We start from the raw sequence: 23968 nt of genomic DNA on the forward strand, positions 1-23968 counted from the left end.
AGCCGATAATTGTTCTGTAGCAATTGTGAGCAATAATGCACCTTCCACATTTCCTACCGGTACTACGACCGTTACATGGACGGTTACTGATGATGCAGGAAATACAGCTTCAGGCACCCAAATTGTGACTGTCACAGATAACGAAGATCCAGGCATTACAGCACCTTCACAGGTTTCAGTAAACACAGATTCCGGGGAATGTTTTGCCTCCAGTGTAAACCTGGGAACCCCTGACACCGCCGATAATTGCTCTGTAGCAAGTGTGAGCAATAATGCACCTTCCACATTTCCTACCGGTACCACGACCGTTACGTGGACGGTTACTGATGATGCAGGAAATACAGCTTCAGGCACCCAAATTGTGACTGTCACAGATAACGAAGATCCAGGCATTACAGCACCTTCTGATGTTTCAATAAACACAGATCCCGGGAAATGTTTTGCTTCCAGTGTAAACCTTGGAACCCCTGACACCGCCGATAATTGTTCTGTAGCAAGTGTGACCAATGACGCTCCCTCCACATTTCCTACCGGTACCTCGACCGTCACCTGGACGGTTACCGATAATGCTGGAAATACAGCTTTCGACACCCAAAGCGTGACTGTCACAGATAACGAAGATCCAAGTATTACAGCACCTTCTGATGTTTCAATAAACACAGATCCCGGGAAATGTTTTGCTTCCAGTGTAAACCTTGGAAACCCTGACACCGCCGATAATTGTTCTGTAGCAAGTGTGACCAATAACGCACCTTCCACATTTTCTACCGGTACCACGACCGTTACCTGGACGGTTACCGATAATGCAGGAAATACAGAAACAGCTACTCAGGATGTAATTGTAATGGATAATGAAAATCCTACCATTACAGCTCCTGCAGATGTTACCGCTAAAACTTCAGATGACGGACAAGGGAATTGCTCCTCAACGGCAATTCTGGGAACTCCGTTGGTAGGAGATAATTGTGGTATTGCTTCGATAAAAGCATATGTTGGAGGTTCAGAAATAACTCCAGCGAATTACATTTTTTCCTTAGGCTCTACGAAGGTTCTATGGGAGGTCACAGATCATTCAGGGAACACAAACAGTGCAGAGCAGAATGTCACCATTGAGGATGATGAAGCTCCAATCCCTCCAAACCTCAACAATATAATTTGGGGTTGTACCTATACGGTCAATCCTCCCACCTCAACAGACAATTGTGATCCAAATGTCACCGTTACTGCCAACAGGTCAACAACTTTTTCAACCTCTGGTACAGTCGTATGGACTTTTGAGGATGATGCCGGGAATACATCCAATGTTTCCCAAACTATTACAATTAATCCTTTAACAGCTTCGACATCCAATACCCGAACTTCTGTGTATGAAATAAATGATGGTACTGCGACTGCGAATCCTTCCGGCGGAATCTCGCCTTACAATTATGAATGGAGGGCAGCAGGATCTAATGCTGTTATATCCACTTCGCGCCAGGCGACCGGTTTGGCGGCAGGGGATTATGAAGTTAAAATTAGTGATGCCAATGGGTGCTTCATTAATAAATCGGTAACTGTTATACCTGCCGTCAGACCTGATATTCTGGCCACCTCTGAATGTGAAAGTGTTCATGACTATATCCGCACCTCTACTTTTCAAGTTGACCTCAATAATATCACCGGAGGAATAGGAGATCCACAAAACTTTGTTTATCAATGGAATTTTGGCCCGGGAGCGACGCCAAGCTCCGGAACCGGAATGCAGGAGTTTACTGTTAACTGGGATTCAGATGGGGATAAAATTATACAATTGACCATTAAAGACGAAAGTAATTATACCCAGACCTTTGAGATCCCCCATTATGTTGGAGGCTGTTTCGAGGGTTGCGGAACTTCTGTGAACTTTGATCTGAACACAGATAATTTTTTCATCGGGGACAAGGATGGAAACAGGTTAACAGGGGCAAATTGCGAACAGACCACAGAAAAATACATGTGGATAGAAATAACTAAGAATGCCAATGGCTATGGATTAAGTTCTGAATTATATTATGCCACAAATAATGGCACTGAAACGGTGTCCCGAAAAGCTATTGGTTGTTTTGAAGAAATTGAAGATCCTTCCGTTCCAACATATAAACCCATACCCTTAGGTTTATTCCGTCTATTCCAGGTACAGGACACCAATACTTCAGGAGACAAGATAACCTGGAAATGTGGGGAAACCTTTAAAGTTTTACAATTGAATATTCGTTGGACCAACGAAAGAACCTGGGGATGTAATAAAGGAACTAAACCCATGTGTTATGGTCCTTCCGAAGAAGTGATCGTTCACACTCCTCTCATGGCCGAAGCAACACCAACAAATATCCTGTGTAAAGGAGAGTCTTCCGGCTCAATCAGCATAAGGGCCTCCGGGGGGCAATCTCCCTATATGTATAGCATTTCAGGGCCCGAAAACCGAACGTATCAAACCTCCAACAAATTTTTCAACCTGCCTGTTGGCACATATACTTATAATGTAAAAGATTCCGAGAATTTTGTTACCACCGGAAGTGTAACGATAACCGAGCCCGGCTCAAGTTTAAATGCTGACATAAGCATTACCCAACTGGTTGAATGCTACGGAGGAACAGGCGCTGCAAAAGTGACAGCGACCGGAGGAACATCTCCATATTCTTATCTATGGAGTTCGGGTGCAACTACAGAGAATGCTATAAGCTTATTAGCCGAAATAAATTATACGGTAACTATTACTGATGCTAACGGTTGTACCATCACCAAACCAATTACCCTGACTGCACCGGCTCAACTGACTACCGCCAACGCCGGAATCACGCAAAACTTAGGATGCGGAATTACCTCCACTACACTTAATGCCAATAATCCTGCCGCGGGAGAAATGGGAGAATGGAGAATTGTTTCAGGTTCCGGAGGTTTGCTTTCAGATCCAGATAAAAATAACCCTCAGGCTTCATTTTCAGGATCTCCTGGTGAAACCTACATTTTAGAGTGGACGATCTCTAATGCAGATGATGGCTCCTGTCCTAACAGTGACCAGGTATCCATTACCTTTGCTGAAGAATGCAGCACTCTTGATTTTGATGGTATCGACGACCATGTCGTAGTTGGCGACCATTATGATTTTCCAGGTTCCAATTTCTCACTGGAAGCCTGGATCAGACCAAAATCCATAAGTGGCACCAAAACTATTATTTCCAAAAGGAACACCGCAGATTTTACATCGGGAGGCTATGATTTAAGTATCATTAATGGAGCTCTTAGTTTTCGGTGGAATGGAAATCAGGTTCTCACAAATGATAAAATCAGTACAGACCGTTGGTATCATGTTGCCGTGGTTTTCAATGGCACCTTGCCTCAATTGTTTGTTGACGGAATAAATCTACCGGTTCAAACCAGTATACCTAACAATTCCAATCCTAAGGATATCACCTATCCTTTTCTTATAGGAGCAGCTTATTACGCCAATACCCCTCAAAAACCTAAGAATTATTTTTATGGCTGGATCGAAGAAGTAAGGATATGGCAGACTGCCATTTCGCAAGAACAGCTGCAATTTATGATGAATCAGCGTCTTGAACAGGGAATTAGTTCCTCCGGGAATACAGTCGTAAAAGGCGAAATCCTTCCTATGAATGTTCCGAATGACCTACCCTGGTCCAGTCTAAATGGTTATTACCGTTTAATAGTTTCAGAAATAGACGCTGCCCTTGGAACAACTCCAGATATAGCAACAATACAGGCTCCCGGTTACTTAAAGAATATCCAAAATTCCCAGGAAAACTCAGCCCCCTTACCATACATTTCATTAAATGGAGGAAGTTGGTGGAACAAAAATTCCTGGGTTGAACCAACTTATTGGGATCCACCCAACAGTACGGGAATTGATGGTACAAAGATCGACTGGAACATTGCATACGTTTCTGACGATCTGAATTCCGCAAACCAAAATATAACCTTATTAGGGTTACTTCTAAAAGGCGGAAAACTGGACATGTTAGGAACTAATCCAACTTCGGTCAATCAACCGGGTACCGGAAATGCGCTGACCATAACAGATTACCTCGAACTGGACGGATTCATTGATCTCAATGGAGAATCACAATTAGTCCAGACAGAGGGTAGTATTTTGGCCGGTTCCGGAAGGCTTGACCGAGATCAACAGGGAACAGCCAGCAGTTTTAATTATAATTATTTCTCCTCGCCGGTGAGCACTTTAGGAAATTCTCAAAATTCGGGATATACCATCGCAGGGGTCTTAAGGTCGGGCACCGATCCTGCTACCCCAAAAACGATCAATTTCAATTATCAATATCATTATGCCGATGGCGCCTTGAGCGATCCTGTAAAGCTTAGTACTTACTGGATGTATAAATTTCATGGGGACGCAGGTCTATACAACGAATGGCATTGGATTGGGCAAAACGGATATATAAATGCTGCGGAAGGCTTCACTATGAAAGGAAGTTCTGGGCATAGAAGTATTCTCGATCTTCAAAACTATGTTTTCACAGGAATGCCAAATAACGGTGCTGTTTCGGTAAATATAAGTGCGGGTCAAAATCGCCTTATAGGAAATCCATATCCTTCAGCCATAGATGCCGATGAATTTATAAAGGATAACCTTGAAGACCGAAGAGGTCAAAATGTGTTTAACGGGACTCTTTATTTCTGGTCACATTTTTCAGGTCAAACCCATTACCTCCAAAGATACGTGGGAGGTTATGCCACGTATAATCTAGCCGGGGGAGTAAAAGCAGTTTCCAATGACGCCAGGATTAATGCTACCGGGGAGATTGGAGGAATGGAACCGAAACAATATATACCTCCGGGACAGGCATTTTTCATTAATACAGTAGTCGATGACAATGTGAAAAACTGGGCCTCAAAACTACCTCAGCCGGTAGGTATTACCGGTGGGGAGGTAAAGTTTAATAACAGTCAGCGGGTATTCCAAAAAGAGGATCCGTCAAAAGCCGTTTTTCACACCACAGAAAAACCGAGAGTCACCGGCTCCTCCAAAATATCAGCTACTACTCAGCCCGAGGAAAAACATGATACCAGAAAACGGATATGGATCAAGGCTAAAACGCCATTAGGCTACCACAGGCAATTGCTGGTAACAGAGGACGAATCCTGTACTTTGGATTTTGACCTGGGATACGATGCTCCGTTATATGATGAATTTGAGGAGGATATGTTTTGGCAAATGGACAGAATTGAACTTGTCATCCAGGGAGTTCCGGGTTTCAATAAAGAAACAGAGCTTCCGCTGACCTTAAAAATTGCAGAAAAAGGAGAATTCACTATTTCAATCGATCAATTAGAGAATATTCCCGAAAATTTTGCGATCCATCTGAAAGATAGTTTATTGGAAGAAACTTTTGACCTCAGGAAAGAGAACTTTAGATTCGAAGCCGAGAAAGGACTGATCAAGAATCGATTTTCTATCGTCTTTCTGAATGACAAAATGAGCCTGGATGAAGAGAATCTGGAAGAATTGGATTCTATCGAAGTGGAACTTTTCTACTCAAATCAAAAGAACCTGATCACGATTCTAAATCCTGAACTTATTCCGGTTAACAAGGCTTATATCTATACTTTAAGCGGCCAGTTCGTAAGAATGTACGATTATATACCGCTCGAAACTAAAACCGACCTGATAGTTCCATTAAAAACGAACGGGGTTTACATCCTTCAGCTGGAAACGGCGCATGGCAAAAAGTCCATGAAATTTGTGATTAAAAAATAAAGTAATACCACTTGAATCATGAAAAACCACTCAATTTCTGGGTGGTTTTTTAATGTTAGCGCACAAGTAAAATTTAAGAATTTTCTTACATTTATTAAATATTTAACATTCTCCGGCATCAGTTAGAGTACATACCCTTAGAAGATTTTGCAACCTGAATTTTAACGTTTTAGACTAATAATTTATAGTTAAAAACGATAAAATCTCGTTAAAATGTTTAATTTTGACGTTTAAATGCACGGTGCCTATGAAAAAAATTACTCTCCCTGTTAAAATCTGGAGTTTAATCACAGGTTTTTTCCTCTTTACGATAATTTTTTCAACCGCTTCTACCTCCGGGATATCCGGCCATGTCATAACAGTAGAGGATCAGGTGAATGTTCTTTGCCCGGCACACAACGATGGTTCGATCACCGTTAGTGTTACCGGAGGAACCATTTATACTTACCAATGGACAAAAAATGGTTCAATTTATCCCACAGTTGAAACCACGACTCTTAATAATTTAACGACCGGAATATACCAGGTTACAGTTACAGATGTTGGAGATAACTCTACTACTACATCCGTACCTATTGAAATAATAGCTACAGATTCAGAAGCCCCGGTAATTTCAGTTTCAGATATTATAGCATCTGCAGATTCTGGTGTATGTTCTGCTAACTTCTCCTCACCTCCAGCCGCTACCGCCAGTGATAATTGTTCTGTAGTGGTTCCAACAGGAAGCCGAAGTGATAATCTTCCTCTAACCGACCCTTATCCTGTCGGAATCACAACCATAACGTGGGAAGCAATAGATGCTAACGGAAACATTGGTACTGCTGAACAGGCGATCACTATCACAGACGATGAATTGCCGGTAATTACCACCCAGGATATTAACCTGGAATGTGCGGCTGCAATTGATTTTTCGGATGCTGCCTATGCTCCTGCCGCAACCGATAACTGTTCAGTTGGTCAACCGGTTGGTACCCGTGACGATGGTTTAGATCTTACTGAACCTTTCCCTTATGGAAGCACCACTATCACTTGGGAAGTTACAGACGTGAACGGTAACGCTGCAGTTCCGGTAGATCAGGTAGTAACTATTACTGACGATCAGGCTCCGAATGTGGCAACTCAGAATATCACTGTCGAATTAGATGCTTCAGGTGTTGCCAGCATTACTCCTTCCGAAGTAGATAACGGAACCACCGATAACTGCTCATTCACCTTGACTCTTGACAAAGATACTTTTGACTGTTCTGAGATCGGGATACAGACAGTAGTTTTGACCGCCACCGACGGAAATGGGAATACAGCTTCAGCACCTGCTCAAGTGACAGTCGAAGACACATCTGGCCCAATCGTTCTCACAAAAAACATTACGATGCAACTGGATGAAAACGGACTAGCTTCTATCTCCACCTCAGACATAGACAATGGCTCTACAGATAATTGCCAGCTGGACCAATTCGCTCTTGATTTTACAGATTTTGATTGTTCAAATATTGGAGACAACACTGTAACCCTAACTGTTTCAGATGTGAATGGCAATACCAATTTTGCAACTGCTACAGTCACTATTGAAGATAGCACAGTTCCCGTGATCGACTTTGCCCCTAGTATTACCCAGGGTACAGATGCGGGAAGTTGTGAAGCCACGGTTACAATTACTGAACCTGCCACCTCCGACAATTGCTCTGTTGGTAATCCTGTTGGAACAAGGGATGACGGTAATGCAATTTCAGACCCTTACCCTATAGGGACAACTATAATCACCTGGAACGTTAATGATGTAAATGGAAATCCGGCTGAGGCTGTGAGACAGGTTATCACCATTCAAGATGATGAATTACCGCAAGTGCCTGTGCTTCCAGAAATCAGTACAAGTTGTGAGATCACTCTTACCCCCCCACAAACTACAGATAACTGTAGCACCGCGGCTATCACCGGAACAACTGACGATCCCACCACTTATTTACCGCAAAACAACCTGAGTGAACATATCATCAACTGGAGATTTGAGGATAACGCGGGTAATGTGGTATTCGCGGAACAGAAACTCATAATAGATCCAATCATCACTACTATCACTACCTCTGCAGTTACCTGTAACGGTGGAAATGACGGAAGTATACAGGTGGATGCTATTGGAGGGCAGGCACCTTACACTTATGCTCTTAACAATGGAAGCTTCAGCAGCAGTTCTACTTTTACAGATATTTCCGCAGGAACATATTTTGTTAAGGTAAAAGATGCTACCGGTTGTATTAGAGAAGATGAAATCACTATTACTGAACCGGGAGCTTTACAATATACTCCACCCGCCTCGGGAAGTTCTACCACAACTACGCCAGAGTCCTGTTTTGAAGCTTTCGATGGAGCCATTCAGGTAAATGGAACAATTACGGGAGGGACCGGAATTTATGAATATTCTGTTGACAACATCACATTTACCAGCAATCCAATAACCGGTTTAGCATCGGGCGATTACGAAGTTTTCATCCAGGATTCCAATGGGTGTCGTCTTTCCCAAGTTTTAAACGCGACCGTAGCCGGTCCTGATGAACTTGCAGCAGATATAGATTACGAAGACGCCAGTTGCTACCAAACTCATTCAGGAAGTATTACTATTTCAAATCCTTCCGGAGGAAACAGCACTCCATACAGTTTCAGGCTTAATGGTGGAACCTGGCAAACTAATTCTACCCCAACAGGTTACCAGTTTACGGGACTGGCTGCTGGAACCTACGTGGTAGAGATGAAAGATAACAGTGGTTGTTCAAAAGAATTAACCACCATTAGCATTACTGAACCTGATGCTCTGATCCCGAATATTACCACTACCCGAACTACCACCTATGGCTCAACTACAGGAACCGCGACAGCAGATCCAACGGGTGGTAACGGAGGATATAATTACCAATGGAAGGATCCTTCGGGAAATGTGTTTGCTTCCACTAAAACTGTCACCGGATTAAGAGGAGGAACCTACGAACTTACTGTCCGGGATGCTGAAGGTTGTACTGTTTCAGAAAACTTCACCATTTTTGATGCGGTTACAGCTGAAATTAGTGCTATCTCTGTTTGTATGGAGACCGACGATACTATTCGTACCTCCACATTCCAGGTGGACCTGGAACAAACCCAGGGAGGAGATGGAGAACCTTACACTTTTAACTATTCCTGGGATTTTGGCGAAGGTGCCTCTTTACCTCCTGGAACCACAGGGATAGGACCTTTTGAAGTGAGTTATTCAACTATAGGGGATAAAACTATCACCCTTACTGTTACAGACCAAAGCGGGACCGTTACAGTCCATACCTTTCAACACTATGTTGGAGAGTGTTTTGAAACCTGTGATTCCTCTAAAAACTTTGAAGCTTACAATGACAGTTTTTACATAGGAGATATAAACGGGGTAAAAATGAAGACTGATGAATGCGATGATAATACCCCTATGTATATTTGGTTTATCGTTAGTAAGAGCTCCAACGTCTATAGATTATATTCTGAATTCATATATACCATTTCAACAGCCACTTCCACCAAACAGTACAAGGCAACCAATTGTTTTGAGAAGCTTGATAGTAATGGTGTTCCACTACAGGTAATGCCTGGAGACAAAGTACGTCTGAACCAAATTGGAACAGGAGATAACCAGATCAACTGGAAATGCGATGAGGTATTGAACTTAATTCACATTACCTATAAATGGACCAATAACAATACAAAGGCTTGTGGAGATACTGAAAGAAACATGTGTGCTTCTTCAAACCAAACTATAGCCGTAGCCACTCCTATCAGAGCTTATGCTGAAGCCAGCAGTACCTGTAAGGACACTTCGAACGGATCCATTATAATATATGCATTTGGAGGTACCGGAGAATTCGACTTTGAAGCTCATAATAACGACACAGGAGTTACTTACACCTCTTCGATAAATGTATTTAACGACCTGCCGGCTGGAAATTACACAGTTACCGTAACCGACAAAAAAGAAGTCGCAGAGGAACTGGGACAGGAGAAAAACACGCACATCATTAATGATGTTATAGTCAATGAACCGGACGAAGCACTTTTAGTAGAACTTGACTCTCAAAACATTTCCTGTTTCGGGGAACAAAACGGTTGGGCTGAAGTGAAGTCTACTTCAGGAGGAGTAGCTCCATATACTTATTTATGGAATGATGCCAGGTCTCAAACCACTATGCGTGCAGAAAACTTAAGTCCGGGTAATTATACCGTTACCATAACAGATTCCTGGGGTTGTACAGTAGTGAAAAGCGTAGATATCACTCAGCCACCTGCCTTAACAGTCGCAAATGCCGGGGCCGATCAAACCCGCTGTGGATTCACTTCAACAAACCTGGAAGCTAATACTGCGACCTCAGGTACCGGAAGATGGGAGATCGTTTATCAACCGGCCGGTTCGACTCCAATTATCGATGACCCTTCAAATCCAACTACTCAATTTACAGGAACTGACGGCAAGTACGAACTGACGTGGACGATCTCTAACGCAGACGGAAGTTGTTATTCTGAAGATAAAGTAGTGATCAACATTATAGAGGATTGTAACTATCTTGATTTTGATGGATTGGATGACTACATTGATTTTGGGCCTGAAGCCTATAATTTTGATACCGGATCTTATTCCATGGAAGCATGGGTAAAATTAAAATCCACTTCAGGAACCAGAACAATACTATCTAAAAAAGATTATTCCAGCACCCTGGGTGAAGGCTATGAATTAGCTATTACGTCAGGTGGAGTTCCAACTTTCAAAGTTGGTGGCGTTAGTATATTTCCAAACTCCTCTGTCCCGTTAAATACTCAAAGATGGTATCACATTGCCGTTACTTATGACGGAACTGTTGCAAAATTATTTGTAGATGGATTACAGGTAAATAGCCTGACCGTTAATAATCCTAAAACTTCCTCTGCACCTTTCTTTATTGGGGCCACTTATGACAGTAGTTCGAATCGTTCGACCAGAGCTCCAAGTCATTTCAACGGCTGGATAGAAGAGGTGAGATTATGGAAGAAAGCCTTAACGGCTGAACAATTAAGGTTCATGATGAACCAAAGACTTGAAAAAGGTGCTTTAGGAGCCGACGGTATGGCTATGGTTAAAGGTACCGAATTGCCTATGGAAGTTCCCGGCCCTCTTTCCTGGAATGACCTGGACGGTTATTACCAATTGCTAGCCCTGGAAGCGGCAGACGGAAACGGAACAACATTAGACCTTTCCAATAATGCGGTTCCCGGAGTATTAAAGAACATTACGACCTTCCAGGAAAATACAGCTCCCCTACCATACGTTTCTAAGCGAGACGGGAACTGGAGGGATATCGAACCATCGACCTCACCCTGGAAATATGCCAGAGGCCGTTGGGATGCCCCGAACAGTTTGGGGATCAACCAAAAATCCATCGACTGGAATATTGTAAGAACATCTCATAACCTGATTTCGGGCAACAAGAATATCACTGTACTGGCTTTACTTTCCGAAGAAAACCTGGCAGCTGATGGAAGTTTACAGAGTAAAATTTCGGTTTACAACCCTAACCAGGCTTTCACAGAGTACAATGGCGGACATAGCTTACGGGTAACCCATTATCTAAAACTGAATGGCGCTATTGACCTGGTAGGAGAATCTCAGCTTTTACAGGATGAAGGAAGTATCCTGGAAGAAACCAGTTCCGGATATATTGAAAGAGATCAGCAGGGAACTGCCAGCAGCTTTAACTATAACTACTGGTCCTCCCCGGTTAGTCCAAGAGGTGGTGCCAACAATGCAGATTATACCGTAGCTTCAGTTTTAAGAGATGGTACCGACCATACTAATCCGGGACCTATTGATTTTAATTATCAGTATCACTATGCTGATTGGGGTTATACAGGACCAAAAAGGATAAGCACTTATTGGCTCTATAAATACACCAATTTCAAGAGCAATACCTACGCCGAATGGTTACATGTAGGTCAAAATGGAAACATTAAGGCAGGGGAAGGTTTTACAATGAAAGGAACTTCAGGTTCAGCTTCTATTCAAGACCGTCAGAATTTAACTTTTATAGGTAAACCAAATAATGGAACCATCAAACATGTGGTAAATGTCGGGAATGACTACCTGGTTGGAAACCCTTATCCGTCGGCAATAGACAGCCATAAATTCATTTCAGATAACATCAAAGATGCAGGAGGTAATAACTCCCAAAATGTGTTTAATGGAACCCTTTATTTCTGGGATCATTTTGCAGGTAAAACGCATTATCTCCAGAGATACATTGGAGGTTACGCAACTCTTAACCTTTCCGGAGGGATCGAGGCTATTGCTAATGATGAAAGGATCAACGCAACGGGAGATCGAGCTGACGCCAGCTTGAATCCAAAACGATACATCCCCGTAGGACAGGCCTTTTATGTAAGCACTCAACTGAACGGAGCCCTGGCAGGATTAACAACGGTTGAGGGTGGAGAAATCATTTTCAAAAACAGTCAGCGTGTATTTGAAACCGAACATCAAATTGATGATGAGTCGATCTTCAAATCCAAAAAAGAGAAAGAGGAAGCCCAGAAACAAGCCAATGAAGATAAGCGCGCCAAGATCTACCTAAGATATATTTCTCCGGAAGGTTTCCAGCGCCAGATCTTAGTGACCAGAGACTCGATTACCTCGACAGGATTCGATCTGGGTTATGACGCACCACTTATTGAGAATATCGATGAGGACATGTACTGGGCGATCCATGATGTTGGATTCGTGATTCAGGCGGTACCTGATTTTAATACGGATCGAGAACTTCCTTTGATCGTGAAGGTTCATCAGGAAGGAGAATTTAGTATTAAAATAGATAAGCTGGAAAATATTCCTGCAGATCTTGAAATCCATTTAAAGGATAGTCTTTCTGAAACTACCTATGACCTTAGAAAATCTGATTTTAAAACGGTTGAACCGGAAGGCTCCATTAAAGGCAGATTTAGCCTGGTATTCCCACAAACTGAAATAGCAAAAGAAGTAACGGAAGAAAACAATTCTGAATCGATCAATTCTTATTACTCAAGTAAGGAAACCAAAGTTACAATTGAAAACCCTTATTTGATCCCAATTCAAAGTGCCATTCTTTATAATATCAATGGTCAGAAATTATCTGAATATGGCGAAGTTCCCGTCCAGCAGCTTTATGAAATCCCAATTGGAGAGAGAGCATCAGGAGTTTATATTTTAAAACTTCAAATGGAGGAAGAAAGCAAATCAGTCAAATTTGTAGTAGACTAAAAAATCAGAAAAGACGTCAAAAAAATAAAGCCCGGGATTCCGGGCTTTATTTTTTATACTTAAGAGGTAAGTGAACTACTTTTTTGGTTTCATAAAAGTCCTCTTTAAAGTAATCACTCAAATTATAAATAGTAGCTTTTGGATAGTCCTGCAATTCTTCGGTTAGATCACCACCCTTGAGATATAAAATTCCGTTTTTCAGCTCATGCTTACTTTCTTTGGCGATCTTTCCTTTCACCCAATGCACAAAAGTAGGCATAGCAGCTACCGCTCTGCTCACTATAAAATCGAAATTTCCATCGATCTCCTCTACTCTAGAATTTGTGGTCACCACATTTTGAAGGCCTAGACCTTCAGAAACCTCATTTACCACCTTTATTTTTTTTCCGATGCTGTCCACCAGCCTGAAATTGGTTTCAGGAAAGAGGATCGCTAAAGGAATTCCAGGGAAACCTCCCCCGGTTCCCACATCCAGGATTTTTGCGCCCGGTAGGAATTGCTGAACCTTAGCAATACCAAGGGAATGTAAAACATGCCTCAGGTAAAGTTCATCTACATCCTTTCTCGAAACCACATTGATCTTACTGTTCCAATCCTTGTATAGTTCCTGTAAAGCGGCAAATTTTTCTCGTTGATCCGGAGTAATTTCCGGGAAATATTGTTCGATTAATTCCAAAATTTTACAATTTTTAGCAAAAGTAGTTAATTTAAGGCAGTTAATTGTGAGCTTAAATACCGGGAAAGGATTTTTATATTTTACATTTGTAGTTCAATTTTTAAAAAATTAAATGAATAATTCAAGCGTACGTTTTTCCCGAACAGATTCGGCAAAGTTTTTCCGAACTCTGAACAAACGGGTTAATTTATATTTCAAAGAGAATAATCTTTCTAAAACAGGGAACTGGAAATTGCATTTAAAGGCAGTTGTAATGTTCTCAATTTTCCTTACCCCCTACTTTCTTATTCTTAGTCTGGACATCTCTCAATGGTGGATGTTATTACTTACAGTAGTAATGGGCGTGGGTATGGCCGGGGTAGGTATGAATATAATGCACGATGGTAATCACGGGTCCTATTCCAAATTAAACTGGGTGAACAAATTTATGGGTGGAACCATTTATATTCTTGCCGGAAACGTTTATAACTGGCAGGTGCAACACAATGTTTTGCACCATACTTATACCAACATACACGGCCACGATGAAGATCTGGATGCCGGAAGGATAATTAGATTTTCTAAGCATTCCAAATGGCATAGCTTCCATAGATTCCAGCAGTATTATTCCATTTTCCTGTATGGACTCCTGACATTTAACTGGGCGCTTACAACCGATTTTAAACAGACGAAAAACTATTTAAAAAGGAAGCTTTCTTACGGGAAAATGCCTAGTCCGGTGAAACAATGGAGTATAATAGCAATAACCAAATTGATCTACGTTGCCATCTGGATCGTAATTCCCATGCTATTTGTACCGGTGTCATGGTGGAAGATCCTGATTGGATTTTTCGTTATGCACTACACCGCAGGTCTAATTCTTTCGGTGGTATTCCAATTGGCACACGTGGTTGAAAAAACTGAAATGCCTCTACCGGATGAAACCGGTTCTATGAAAAACACCTGGGCGATCCATCAGTTATTCACTACGGTGAATTTTTCAACGAAGAATAAGATCGTGAACTGGTTTACCGGTGGTCTTAATCACCAGGTGGAACATCATATTTTCCCGAACATCAGCCATATTCATTACACCAAACTTTCCAAGATCGTAAGGGAAACTGCTAAGGAATGCCAGTTGCCTTATAACGAATACAAAACCACCAGGGCTGCCATTGCCGCACACTTCAAACATTTAAAAGAAATGGGTGCGAAACCTGCAATTTCAGCATAAATCATAACTAACTAAACTTAATTGCATGTACAATCTATCTGATCGAATTAAGAGTATGTCTACATCGCAAACTTTAGCCATGGCTGCCAAGGCTAGAGAATTGCGTGAAGAAGGTAAAGACATTATTGGGCTAAGCCTTGGCGAACCCGATTTTAATACTCCTGATTTCATTAAGGAAGCTGCCATCAAAGCAATAACTGAGAATTACAACTCTTACACCCCGGTTGACGGTTACCTGGAGCTCAAAGATGCGATCATCACAAAGTTCAAGAGGGACAATAAATTGACGTATGACCGATCACAAATTGTAGTTTCCACTGGGGCAAAGCAATCTTTGGCAAACATTGCCATGGTGATGCTTAATCCAGGGGATGAAGTTATCCTCCCATGTCCTTATTGGGTTAGTTATGCCGAAATTGTTAAGCTCGCAGAAGGAGTACCTGTAGAAGTGCCTACCACTGTTGAAACTAATTTCAAAATGACTCCGGAGCAACTGGAAAAAGCGATCACCCCTAAGACAAAAATGCTATGGTACAGCTCCCCTTGTAACCCAAGTGGGATGGTATACAGCAAAGAAGAGCTTAGAGGTTTAGCCGATGTGCTTCAAAAATATCCGGATATTATCGTGGTGAGTGATGAAATTTATGAACACATCAACTTTGTTGGAGATCATTTTTCCATGGCACAGTTCGATGATATGTACAACAGGGTTGTCACCGTGAACGGGGTTTCTAAAGCCTTTGCCATGACCGGCTGGAGGATTGGTTATATAGGCGGACCTACCGAGATTGCCCGTGCCTGCAATAAAATGCAGGGTCAAATTACAAGCGGGGCCAACTGTATTGCTCAAAGAGCGGTAATTACAGCATTGGAAGCACCAGTGAGTGAGATCCAGTATATGATCGACCGCTTTAAAACACGCAGGAAATTGATCATCGATCTTCTTAATGACATGCCCGGATTTGTCATTACAGAGCCGGAAGGAGCATTTTATGTTTTCCCGGATGTTTCCTATTTCTTCGGAAAAACCCTGAAAAGCCACAAGATCAATGACGCAACAGACTTTTCTATGTTCTTATTGGAAGAGGCACTGGTCGCTACCGTAACAGGTGATGCCTTCGGAAGCCCTAACTGCATCAGATTTTCTTATGCAGCCAGTGAAAAGGACATCGAAGAAGCGATGAAACGAATCAAAAAAGCTATTTCAGAAGCCTAATTTCTGAAGTATCCTGAAATAAAAATCCCCGCACTTTTTAAGTTCGGGGATTTTTTTATCTGAAGTTTTATCGGTTACGCCAGAAGAATGGAGTAAGCAGTATCAAAACGGTGAATAATTCAAGCCTTCCGATGAGCATTAAAAAGGCGCACCACCATTTTCCCATTATCGGGAGAATATCATAATTATTTACAGGGCCCAAAAAGCCTAAAGCCGGACCAATATTTCCGAGGGAAGACGCAGCACCTCCAATGGCGGTCTCAAAATCTAATCCCATGGAAGCAAGAACTACTGCGCCAATAATAAAGGACAACATATAGAGTATGAAAAATCCAAGGATGTTGAAAACGATCTTTTTATTAATGCTTTTTCCATTATAATGCACCGGTAAAACAGCATTTGGATGCAAGGTTCTTTTAAATTCGATGATTCCATTCCTGATCATGATAACATGTCGCATCACTTTAACACCCCCCGCAGTAGACCCGGCAGAACCTCCCAAAAAGAACATTCCGAAGAAGAAAACCGTAAGGAATGGTGTCCACATGGTAAAATCGGCAGTTACAAACCCTGTAGTGGTAACCACTGTCAACACCTGGAACAAGGCATGCCGAAAAGCACTTTCAGCCTCCCCAAAAACCATAGGGTGATCTATTGAAGAGAGACCGGGGTCTGACTTGAAATAAATCACAAGTGCGGCCACCAATGTAAAACCAATAATAAAATAGCTGTACCATTTAAATTCTTCATCCCTGGCCACTTTTAGGAATTTACCTTTGAACCCAAAGTAACTTATCACAAAGTTAGTTCCTGCAAGGAACATGAATAACGCGACGATATACTGGATAAGAGGGTTGTCATTCCAGTACGCTAAACTCGCGTTCTTGGTTGAAAATCCTCCGGTAGACATGGTGCTCAAGGCATGATTCGCAGCGTCAAAAAGCCCCATCCCCGCCAGGTGAAGCAAAACTGTTTCGGCGAAAGTGAGCCCCACGTAAATGAACCAAAGTCTTTTGGCAGTATCGGTAATTCGGGGTTTCAATTTATCTGCGCTAGGGCCGGGTGCTTCTGCAGCAAATAACTGCATCCCTCCAATTCCAAGTAGCGGTAAAATAGCAATGGCTAAAACGATTATCCCCATACCTCCTATCCAGTGGGTAAGACTCCTCCAGAAAAGAATTCCTTTTGGAATGGATTCGATATCATTTAATATGGTCGCACCCGTAGTGGTGTAACCGGACATGGTTTCAAAAAAGGCATTTGTAAATGATGGTATACTTTCACTTAGCACATATGGCAAAGTTCCGCTTAGAGCCATTAAAACCCACCCGAAAGTAACGATCAAATATCCATCCCGTTTTTTAATTTCCCTGCGGTGACCCCTGGTAAAGAACATCAATAACATTCCCGAGACCATGGTAACTAAAGAAGCCGTGAAAATCTCAAGAGCTACCCCGTCTTCATAATAGGTACTCACCGCTGCAGCCGATAACATGAACCCACCGTTGCACACCAACAGCAGCCCCATAATATGACTAATAATAGGCTTATTAAGTCTTGGCATTACAGGAACATTTTTTCAACCTTATTTATAGAATGCGGCAAACAGCAAATTACGGCTCTGTCTCCCGGAAGTATTTTGAAATTACCCAGCACGATCTGCCCCTCTCCATCGCGAATAATTCCACCGATAATTGCAGACCTTGGGAAATCAAGATCTATGATTTTCTTATTAGCGACTCTGGATGATGGCTTTACAATGAACTCCAATAACTCAGCATCCATATTATTCAGCCTTGTCATGGCAACTACCTCTCCTTTTCTTATGTACCGGAAAATGTTGTTTGCTGCTAATAGCTTTTTATTGATCAATGTATCGATCCCAATAGAATGACTTAACTGAAAGTAGTCCATATTCTCAACGAGAGCGATCGTTCTTTTTACATTTTTAGACTTGGCAACGAGGCAGGTCATAATGTTAGTTTCAGAATTTCCGGAAACCGCGATGAAGGCATCCATATCCTGGATACTCTCTTCTTCCAGCAGCTCTACATTCCTCCCGTCGCCATGAATGATCAAAGCTTTTGGAAGCTCATCGGCAAGATCAAAAGCAGTATTCTTGTCACTTTCGATCAATTTCACGTTCAGCTTCTTCTTACAAAGGTCATAACTGGTTTTCCTTCCAATTTTACTTCCACCAAGGATCATTACATTTTTAATATCATGCCTTGTCTTTCCTGTAAGTTTATACAGGTCATTTACCCCACCTTTTGTGGTTATGAAGTAAACCTGATCTCCATCCCTGAAATATGTGTTCCCTCTTGGAATGATAGTATCCTGGCTTCCTTTTCGCTGCATGGCGATAGGCATGAAGTGAATACCCGGAAATATTTTAGCAGTTTCTTTTACCGTTTTTCCAATAAACGCAGCAGAACCCGACAGGCTTAATCCTACCATGGTAAGTGCCCCGTCTTCAAATTCATAACTATCGTTAAACGCAGACTGGTTTAATAATAGCTCGATCTCTCGTGCAGCAAGGGCTTCGGGAGAAATTAGTTCATCGATCCCAAATTTCACGAAACCTATCTCTTCTTTATTATCAAGGAATTCAGTGTTCGCAATTCGGGCGATAGTACGCTTAGCTCCCAGTTGCTTTGCCAGCACACAAACGGTAATATTCGTGGTCTCACTACTGGTTACTCCAATCACGAGGTCAACTTCATTTACCTGGGCATCCTTTAAAACCGCTATTGAAGTAGCATCGCCACGCATGGTACGAATGTCGAGGTGTGTATCTGCATACAAAAGGTTATCCCTGTTAATATCAATAAGAGTGATGTCCTGGGATTCGTAAGACAGTAATTTCGCTAAATGAAATCCGACCTCGCCGGCACCGGCAATAATAATTTTCATACAGGGATTTATATATTCAAGAAAAACAAAGTTAAGGTATTTACCTCAACCAAAACAAAGTACCTTTTAAGTATTTATTTTCTGGCAGAAAATTGCCCCATAAACTTGTATCTTTGGCAAAAATTAAAAAATGTCCAAAAAGATTACCCCATATAAAGATTCTGAACTGAACAAAAAAAAGCAGGTGGAACAGATGTTCGACAACATTTCTACTAATTATGACGGTTTGAACCGGGTCATTTCTTTCGGAATTGATGTCAAATGGCGTAAAAAAGTAGTGAAACTGGTAGCCGACACCCAACCCGATTCAGTTTTAGATATCGCGACAGGAACGGGAGACCTGGCTATCAACATGACCAAAACCGGAGCGACCCGCATTGTAGGTTTAGACCTTTCAGAAGGAATGCTTTCAGTAGGCAGAAAAAAGATCAGTGAAAAGGGGCTTAGCGATAAGATCGAAATGATCCAGGGAGATTCAGAAGCGCTGCCTTTTGAAGACGATACTTTTGATGCTATTACTGTAGCTTTCGGAGTTAGGAATTTTGAAGATCTTGAAAAAGGACTGGCAGAGATTCACAGGGTCTTAAAACCCGGAGGTATTTTTGTTATTCTGGAAACCTCTGTTCCTACCAAATTCCCTTATAAACAAGGCTATCACTTCTATAGCAAAAACCTTCTTCCTATAATTGGGAAACTTTTTTCTAAAGACAAAGTTGCATACTCGTATCTTAGTGAAAGTGCTGCGGCCTTCCCATATGGTGAAAGGCTCAACAATATTTTGCGGAAAATCGGGTTTAATAATGTAGAAGACAAGCCTCAAACTATGGGTGTTGCCACTATTTACACTGCATCAAAATAAGAATATGAAGAAACATCTGATTATTGCGTTCGTACTCATTAGCGTACTACCGGCGCATGCTCAGATTTTCACCAATAATGAAAAGGTCAAGAACAACCCCAATTTTGACAAGCAACGCTGGTCATGGGGTTACTTTTTAGGATTCAATTCATACGATTTTAACTTCGATTACATTGACTATATTCCTAGTGATGCCACAGGAAAAGATTTTTCTTCAGACAGGACAATAGGGTTCAATGTGGGGTTGATAGGGAACCTCCGACTGAATGAACATTTAGATCTTCGTCTTGAGCCGGGAGTTGCCTTTAGCCGGATAAATTTCCAGTTCTACAAAGGAGAAGTACACGCCTTCAGAGAGATCAACTCTACCTATGTTCATGTGCCATTACTTCTGAAATTCTCAACTACAAGGATCAACAATTTCAAGCCTTTCGTAATTGGCGGTCTATCAACCTCCATCAATTTATCAAGTAACCAGAATAACCCAGATGATAATAAAGACGGGCAATTCAGGATGAAGACCAATGCCTTCTACTACGAGGTCGGTTTCGGGATAGACCTGTATATGTATTATTTCAAGTTCACTCCTTCTATTAGGGGAATCTTCGGATTTACCGATGAGATCGTTAGGGACGATGACCCCTTCAGTACTTACACCCGAAATATCGACAAAATGTCTTCCAGAGGTGTTTTTATCAATTTTACTTTCCAGTAAATTCCGTTCTTCGGAACTCACTTAAAAAAATAGCAGTAGCCGTTGCAACATTCAGGCTTTCGGTTTCCTGGATTTTCCCAAATTGCGGGATCAGCAGTTTTTTAGTTATAAGGGTTTCTATTTCCGAAGAAATGCCGTTTGCCTCATTTCCCATCACGATGATCCCATCCTTGAGATCCTGGGAATAAATAATATCTCCTTCTAAAAATGCTCCGTAGACAGAAATGTTCTTGTTCGCCGCTTTAAGCGCTTCAGGAAGTGACACATAATTAATGTTCACTCTAGAAATAGACCCCATTGTAGCCTGCACCACTTTAGGGTTATAACAATCCACGGTTCCTTCGGAGCACAGTAACTGTTCTACGCCAAACCAGTCACACATTCTAATGATGGTTCCCAGGTTCCCTGGATCCTGCACCCCGTCGAGGGCAACCACTAGTCCTGATAGATCAGGTTCTTGGGTTTCGGGAATGTGAAAAATCGCTAGGGCGGTTTGCGGAGTGGTCAAATTGCTGATCTTTTTAAGATCGGGCTCGTCAATGAAAAAAGTTTTGTTTCTTTCGGCATTAAAAATATCCTCAGTGGTATAAATGGAATGCAGCTGCAGTGAAGAATTAAGAAGCTCGAAAATGGCTTTTTTGCCTTCTACTACAAACAGCTTTTGCTTAAGCCTGTATTTTTTTTGAGTAAGACTCTTTATTAGTTTGAATTGGCTTTTGCTAAACATACCAAAGTTGTATTTTTGAACACTTTAAAATCACTACTTGAAACACTTTTGGGCAAAAATATCATTAATTCTTTTAACCTTTAGTCTACTTTCCTCCTGTAATGCAGTTAAAAGAGTTGAGAGTGATGAGCGTTTACTAATGAAGAACACCATTTTTGCCGATGGTGAAAAAGTGAAAGAGAAACGTATTTACAACCAACTGTACGAGGAACCCAATAGCCGTTTTATTGGTATTCCCCTCCAACTCTACTTTTACAACCTTGCAAAACCGGAAGCAGATTCTGTTTTTCAACGCTGGTTATATAAGAAACCGCAACGAAAAGAAAGACTTGTCGATCTACTTTCTGAAAAACAGGTGGTAAGACTTGGAAACATATATGTCAATATCAACGAATGGATCAAGGAAACAGGTGAACCACCTGCCATTATCGATTCCAGTCTCACAAGTAAATCTGCAGACCGCCTTAAGGCCTGGTACTGGAACAAAGGATGGTTCAACGCCGAAACATCTTACGAGATCCTTCCTACTAGAAAGAAACGCGGGAAAGTAAATTACTTTGTCACCCCTAAGGAGCCTTATATTGTAGATTCTATTACCACCCGTATCGCATCTATAGTGGCAGATTCGATCTATCAGGCGCACGCTGCCGATTCGCGGATCGTACCCGGAAAACAATATAACACCGAAGATTTTGGCGCTGAACGGGAACGCCTGACCTCTCTTTTTAGGAATAATGGTCTTTATCATTTTGAAGAAGAATACCTGAGTTTTGAAGCTGACACCATCAACACAGACCACAAGGTCAATACAGCCGTGATCATTCAAAACAGGCAGGCTACCGTGGATGGTATTAATACAAGAGTTCCTTTTAAAGTTCATAAGATCAGCAGGGTCAATATTTTTCCCGATTATACCTTTGAGAATAGAAATGAACCAATTACTGATACCGCATCTCATGAAGGCTTTCACATTTATAGTTTTGACAAGCTAAAGTATAGACCGCAAGCACTTACCAATGCGATTTTCATCAACCCCGATAACATCTATACAGATCAACAACGCAGTCTGACCTATAACCGCCTTAATCAGCTAAGGATCTTTAAGTATCCGAACATTCAGTACATGACAGATCCGGCGGACAGTACTCAGACAGATCTTATTGCCAACATCTTTTTAACTGCCAGGCCAAAATATTCGCTGGGCTTTGATTTTGACATTTCCCAAAGCAACATTCAGAAGTTCGGAATTGGATTTGGTGGCTCCCTTCTTATTCGAAACGTTTTCAGAGGAGCCGAAATTCTTGAGGTTTCTGCCCGCGGAAGCATAGGTTCTTCTAAAGATGCCGCTAATGATTCAGATAAATTTTTTGATATCACTGAAGTTGGCGCAGACGCTAATCTTTCACTACCCAGGATTCTATTTCCTGTTTCCACAGAAAGATTCATCCCGAAATACATGTACCCTTTTACTAATCTCAGTTTAGGTATAAGTACACAGACCAATATTGGACTTGACAAACAAAGTCTCACAGCCATCATGAATTATCGATGGCTACCTTCAGAAACACGCACCAACCTGCTGGATCTAATTAATGTTCAATATGTGCGAAACCTGAACACCAACAACTACTTTAATGTATACAGGAACTCGTTTGAGGAATTAAACGACATCGCTACTTCTGAGAATGTAGTTGCCAATGAAAGCTACTTTACGATTAATGAAAATGGCACAAAAAATCTGATCATTCCCGAGGGAGCCAACTCTTTTTTAAGAGATGCAAGACTTGGAGATGTGGACAACCTCTCCTCCCCTCAAACTCAAATTCTTAATGACATCAGGGAGCGTAAAAACAGGTTAACCGAGGACAATTTGATCTTTGCATCAAACTTTACATACATCCTTAATAAAAAGGAGAATATCTATGATGAAGATTTTTCTCGTTTAAGGATCAAACTGGAGAGCGCAGGTAATTTCTTATCGATAGCTGCTGAAGCGGCTAACATAGATAAAAATGCGGAAGGAAGATATAGTATCTTCGGGGTGAATTTTTCACAATATGTCAAAACAGAGATTGATTATATCAAACACTGGGACCTGGGAAGAAAAAATGTATTTGCAGTAAGAACTTTCGGAGGTATCGCAATTCCTTATGGAAACTCTAACAGCATCCCGTTTATAAGAAGCTTTTTTGCCGGCGGACCCAATGACAACAGAGCCTGGCAACCATATTCCCTGGGTCCGGGAAGCAGTGGTGGCCGAAATGAGTTCAATGAAGCAAACCTCAAGATCGCATTGAGTGCTGAGTATCGCTATAACCTGTTTGGAGATCTTAACAGTGCGATTTTCATAGATGCCGGGAACATCTGGAATGTTTTAGATGTAGTAGAAGAAGAGGCCTCGACATTTACCTCTTTTTCAGACCTCAAAGAAATGGCAATTGGTACCGGAATTGGATTGCGTTATGATTTTGATTTTTTCGTCCTGCGTTTTGATATAGGGTTCAAAACATATGACCCGGCAAGACCTGAGGGAGAAAGATGGTTTAAAGATTATGATATTCGTCATGCTGTGTACAATGTGGGGATCAATTATCCTTTCTAAGCCGACAAATTTTGTTATTTTTGTTAAC

General features: G+C 41.6%; 11 protein-coding genes. 7 read left to right on the forward strand and 4 right to left on the reverse strand.

Features of this window, described 5'->3' with window-relative positions:
- The first annotated feature begins 25 nt into the window (after window positions 1-25).
- On the forward strand, window positions 26-5752 hold the full coding sequence (locus tag ACFQ1G_RS06400; protein ID WP_380737717.1) for a LamG-like jellyroll fold domain-containing protein: 5727 nt from the start codon (window positions 26-28) through the stop codon (window positions 5750-5752).
- A gap of 247 nt (window positions 5753-5999) precedes the next feature.
- Complete coding sequence (locus tag ACFQ1G_RS06405; protein WP_380737719.1) at window positions 6000-13019, forward strand: LamG-like jellyroll fold domain-containing protein; 7020 nt, start codon at window positions 6000-6002, stop codon at window positions 13017-13019.
- A 46-nt stretch (window positions 13020-13065) separates the two neighbouring features.
- Here the strand turns inward: ACFQ1G_RS06405 and rsmG are convergent, their stop codons facing one another.
- Window positions 13066-13695: a 16S rRNA (guanine(527)-N(7))-methyltransferase RsmG gene (gene rsmG, locus ACFQ1G_RS06410; protein ID WP_380737721.1), complete on the reverse strand. Its 630-nt coding sequence runs from the start codon at window positions 13693-13695 to the stop codon at window positions 13066-13068.
- 112 nt (window positions 13696-13807) lie between these two features.
- On the opposite strand from rsmG, the gene ACFQ1G_RS06415 reads away from it, so the two are divergent.
- Both ACFQ1G_RS06415 and ACFQ1G_RS06420 read left to right on the forward strand, forming a co-directional pair.
- A complete protein-coding gene (locus ACFQ1G_RS06415) occupies window positions 13808-14908 on the forward strand; it encodes a fatty acid desaturase family protein (protein ID WP_380737723.1) in 1101 nt (366 codons plus the stop codon).
- A 25-nt stretch (window positions 14909-14933) separates the two neighbouring features.
- Entirely contained in the window at window positions 14934-16124 is a 1191-nt protein-coding gene (locus ACFQ1G_RS06420; protein WP_380737725.1) for a pyridoxal phosphate-dependent aminotransferase, read from the forward strand.
- Window positions 16125-16191: 67 nt separating this feature from the next.
- On the opposite strand, the gene ACFQ1G_RS06425 is transcribed toward ACFQ1G_RS06420, so the two are convergent.
- Window positions 16192-17688, reverse strand: coding sequence for a TrkH family potassium uptake protein (locus ACFQ1G_RS06425; RefSeq protein ID WP_380737727.1), 1497 nt, complete (start codon window positions 17686-17688; stop codon window positions 16192-16194).
- Window positions 17688-19037: a Trk system potassium transporter TrkA gene (gene trkA / locus ACFQ1G_RS06430; RefSeq protein ID WP_380737729.1), complete on the reverse strand. Its 1350-nt coding sequence runs from the start codon at window positions 19035-19037 to the stop codon at window positions 17688-17690. The genes ACFQ1G_RS06425 and trkA overlap by 1 nt, the downstream gene beginning before the upstream one ends.
- 130 nt (window positions 19038-19167) lie before the next feature.
- Here trkA and ubiE point away from each other — a divergent pair, with 130 nt between their 5' ends.
- On the forward strand, window positions 19168-19896 hold the full coding sequence (gene ubiE, locus ACFQ1G_RS06435) for a bifunctional demethylmenaquinone methyltransferase/2-methoxy-6-polyprenyl-1,4-benzoquinol methylase UbiE (protein ID WP_380737731.1): 729 nt from the start codon (window positions 19168-19170) through the stop codon (window positions 19894-19896).
- Window positions 19897-19900: 4 nt separating this feature from the next.
- Window positions 19901-20611 carry a type IX secretion/gliding motility protein PorT/SprT gene (porT, locus tag ACFQ1G_RS06440; RefSeq protein ID WP_380737733.1) on the forward strand — a complete coding sequence of 237 codons (711 nt, stop codon included), beginning with the start codon at window positions 19901-19903 and terminating at the stop codon, window positions 20609-20611.
- Here porT and ACFQ1G_RS06445 read toward each other — a convergent pair.
- A complete protein-coding gene (locus ACFQ1G_RS06445) occupies window positions 20598-21338 on the reverse strand; it encodes a TrmH family RNA methyltransferase (RefSeq protein WP_380737735.1) in 741 nt (246 codons plus the stop codon). The two genes, porT and ACFQ1G_RS06445, sit on opposite strands and share 14 nt — an antisense overlap.
- A gap of 37 nt (window positions 21339-21375) precedes the next feature.
- Here ACFQ1G_RS06445 and tamL point away from each other — a divergent pair, with 37 nt between their 5' ends.
- On the forward strand, window positions 21376-23940 hold the full coding sequence (tamL, locus tag ACFQ1G_RS06450) for a translocation and assembly module lipoprotein TamL (RefSeq protein WP_380737737.1): 2565 nt from the start codon (window positions 21376-21378) through the stop codon (window positions 23938-23940).
- The last annotated feature ends 28 nt before the right edge of the window (window positions 23941-23968 follow it).

Origin of the sequence: Salinimicrobium gaetbulicola, assembly GCF_042676025.1 — a bacterium.
GTDB lineage: Bacteria > Bacteroidota > Bacteroidia > Flavobacteriales > Flavobacteriaceae > Salinimicrobium > Salinimicrobium gaetbulicola.

Coding starts and splice junctions, on each gene's coding strand:
- ACFQ1G_RS06445 (WP_380737735.1), bottom strand. CDS start 21,338: ATGTTTAGCAAAAGCCAATTCAAACTAATAAAGAGTCTTACTCAAAAA.
- trkA (WP_380737729.1), bottom strand. CDS start 19,037: ATGAAAATTATTATTGCCGGTGCCGGCGAGGTCGGATTTCATTTAGCG.
- ubiE (WP_380737731.1), top strand. CDS start 19,168: ATGTCCAAAAAGATTACCCCATATAAAGATTCTGAACTGAACAAAAAA.
- porT (WP_380737733.1), top strand. CDS start 19,901: ATGAAGAAACATCTGATTATTGCGTTCGTACTCATTAGCGTACTACCG.
- ACFQ1G_RS06425 (WP_380737727.1), bottom strand. CDS start 17,688: ATGCCAAGACTTAATAAGCCTATTATTAGTCATATTATGGGGCTGCTG.
- ACFQ1G_RS06415 (WP_380737723.1), top strand. CDS start 13,808: ATGAATAATTCAAGCGTACGTTTTTCCCGAACAGATTCGGCAAAGTTT.
- ACFQ1G_RS06420 (WP_380737725.1), top strand. CDS start 14,934: ATGTACAATCTATCTGATCGAATTAAGAGTATGTCTACATCGCAAACT.
- ACFQ1G_RS06405 (WP_380737719.1), top strand. CDS start 6,000: ATGAAAAAAATTACTCTCCCTGTTAAAATCTGGAGTTTAATCACAGGT.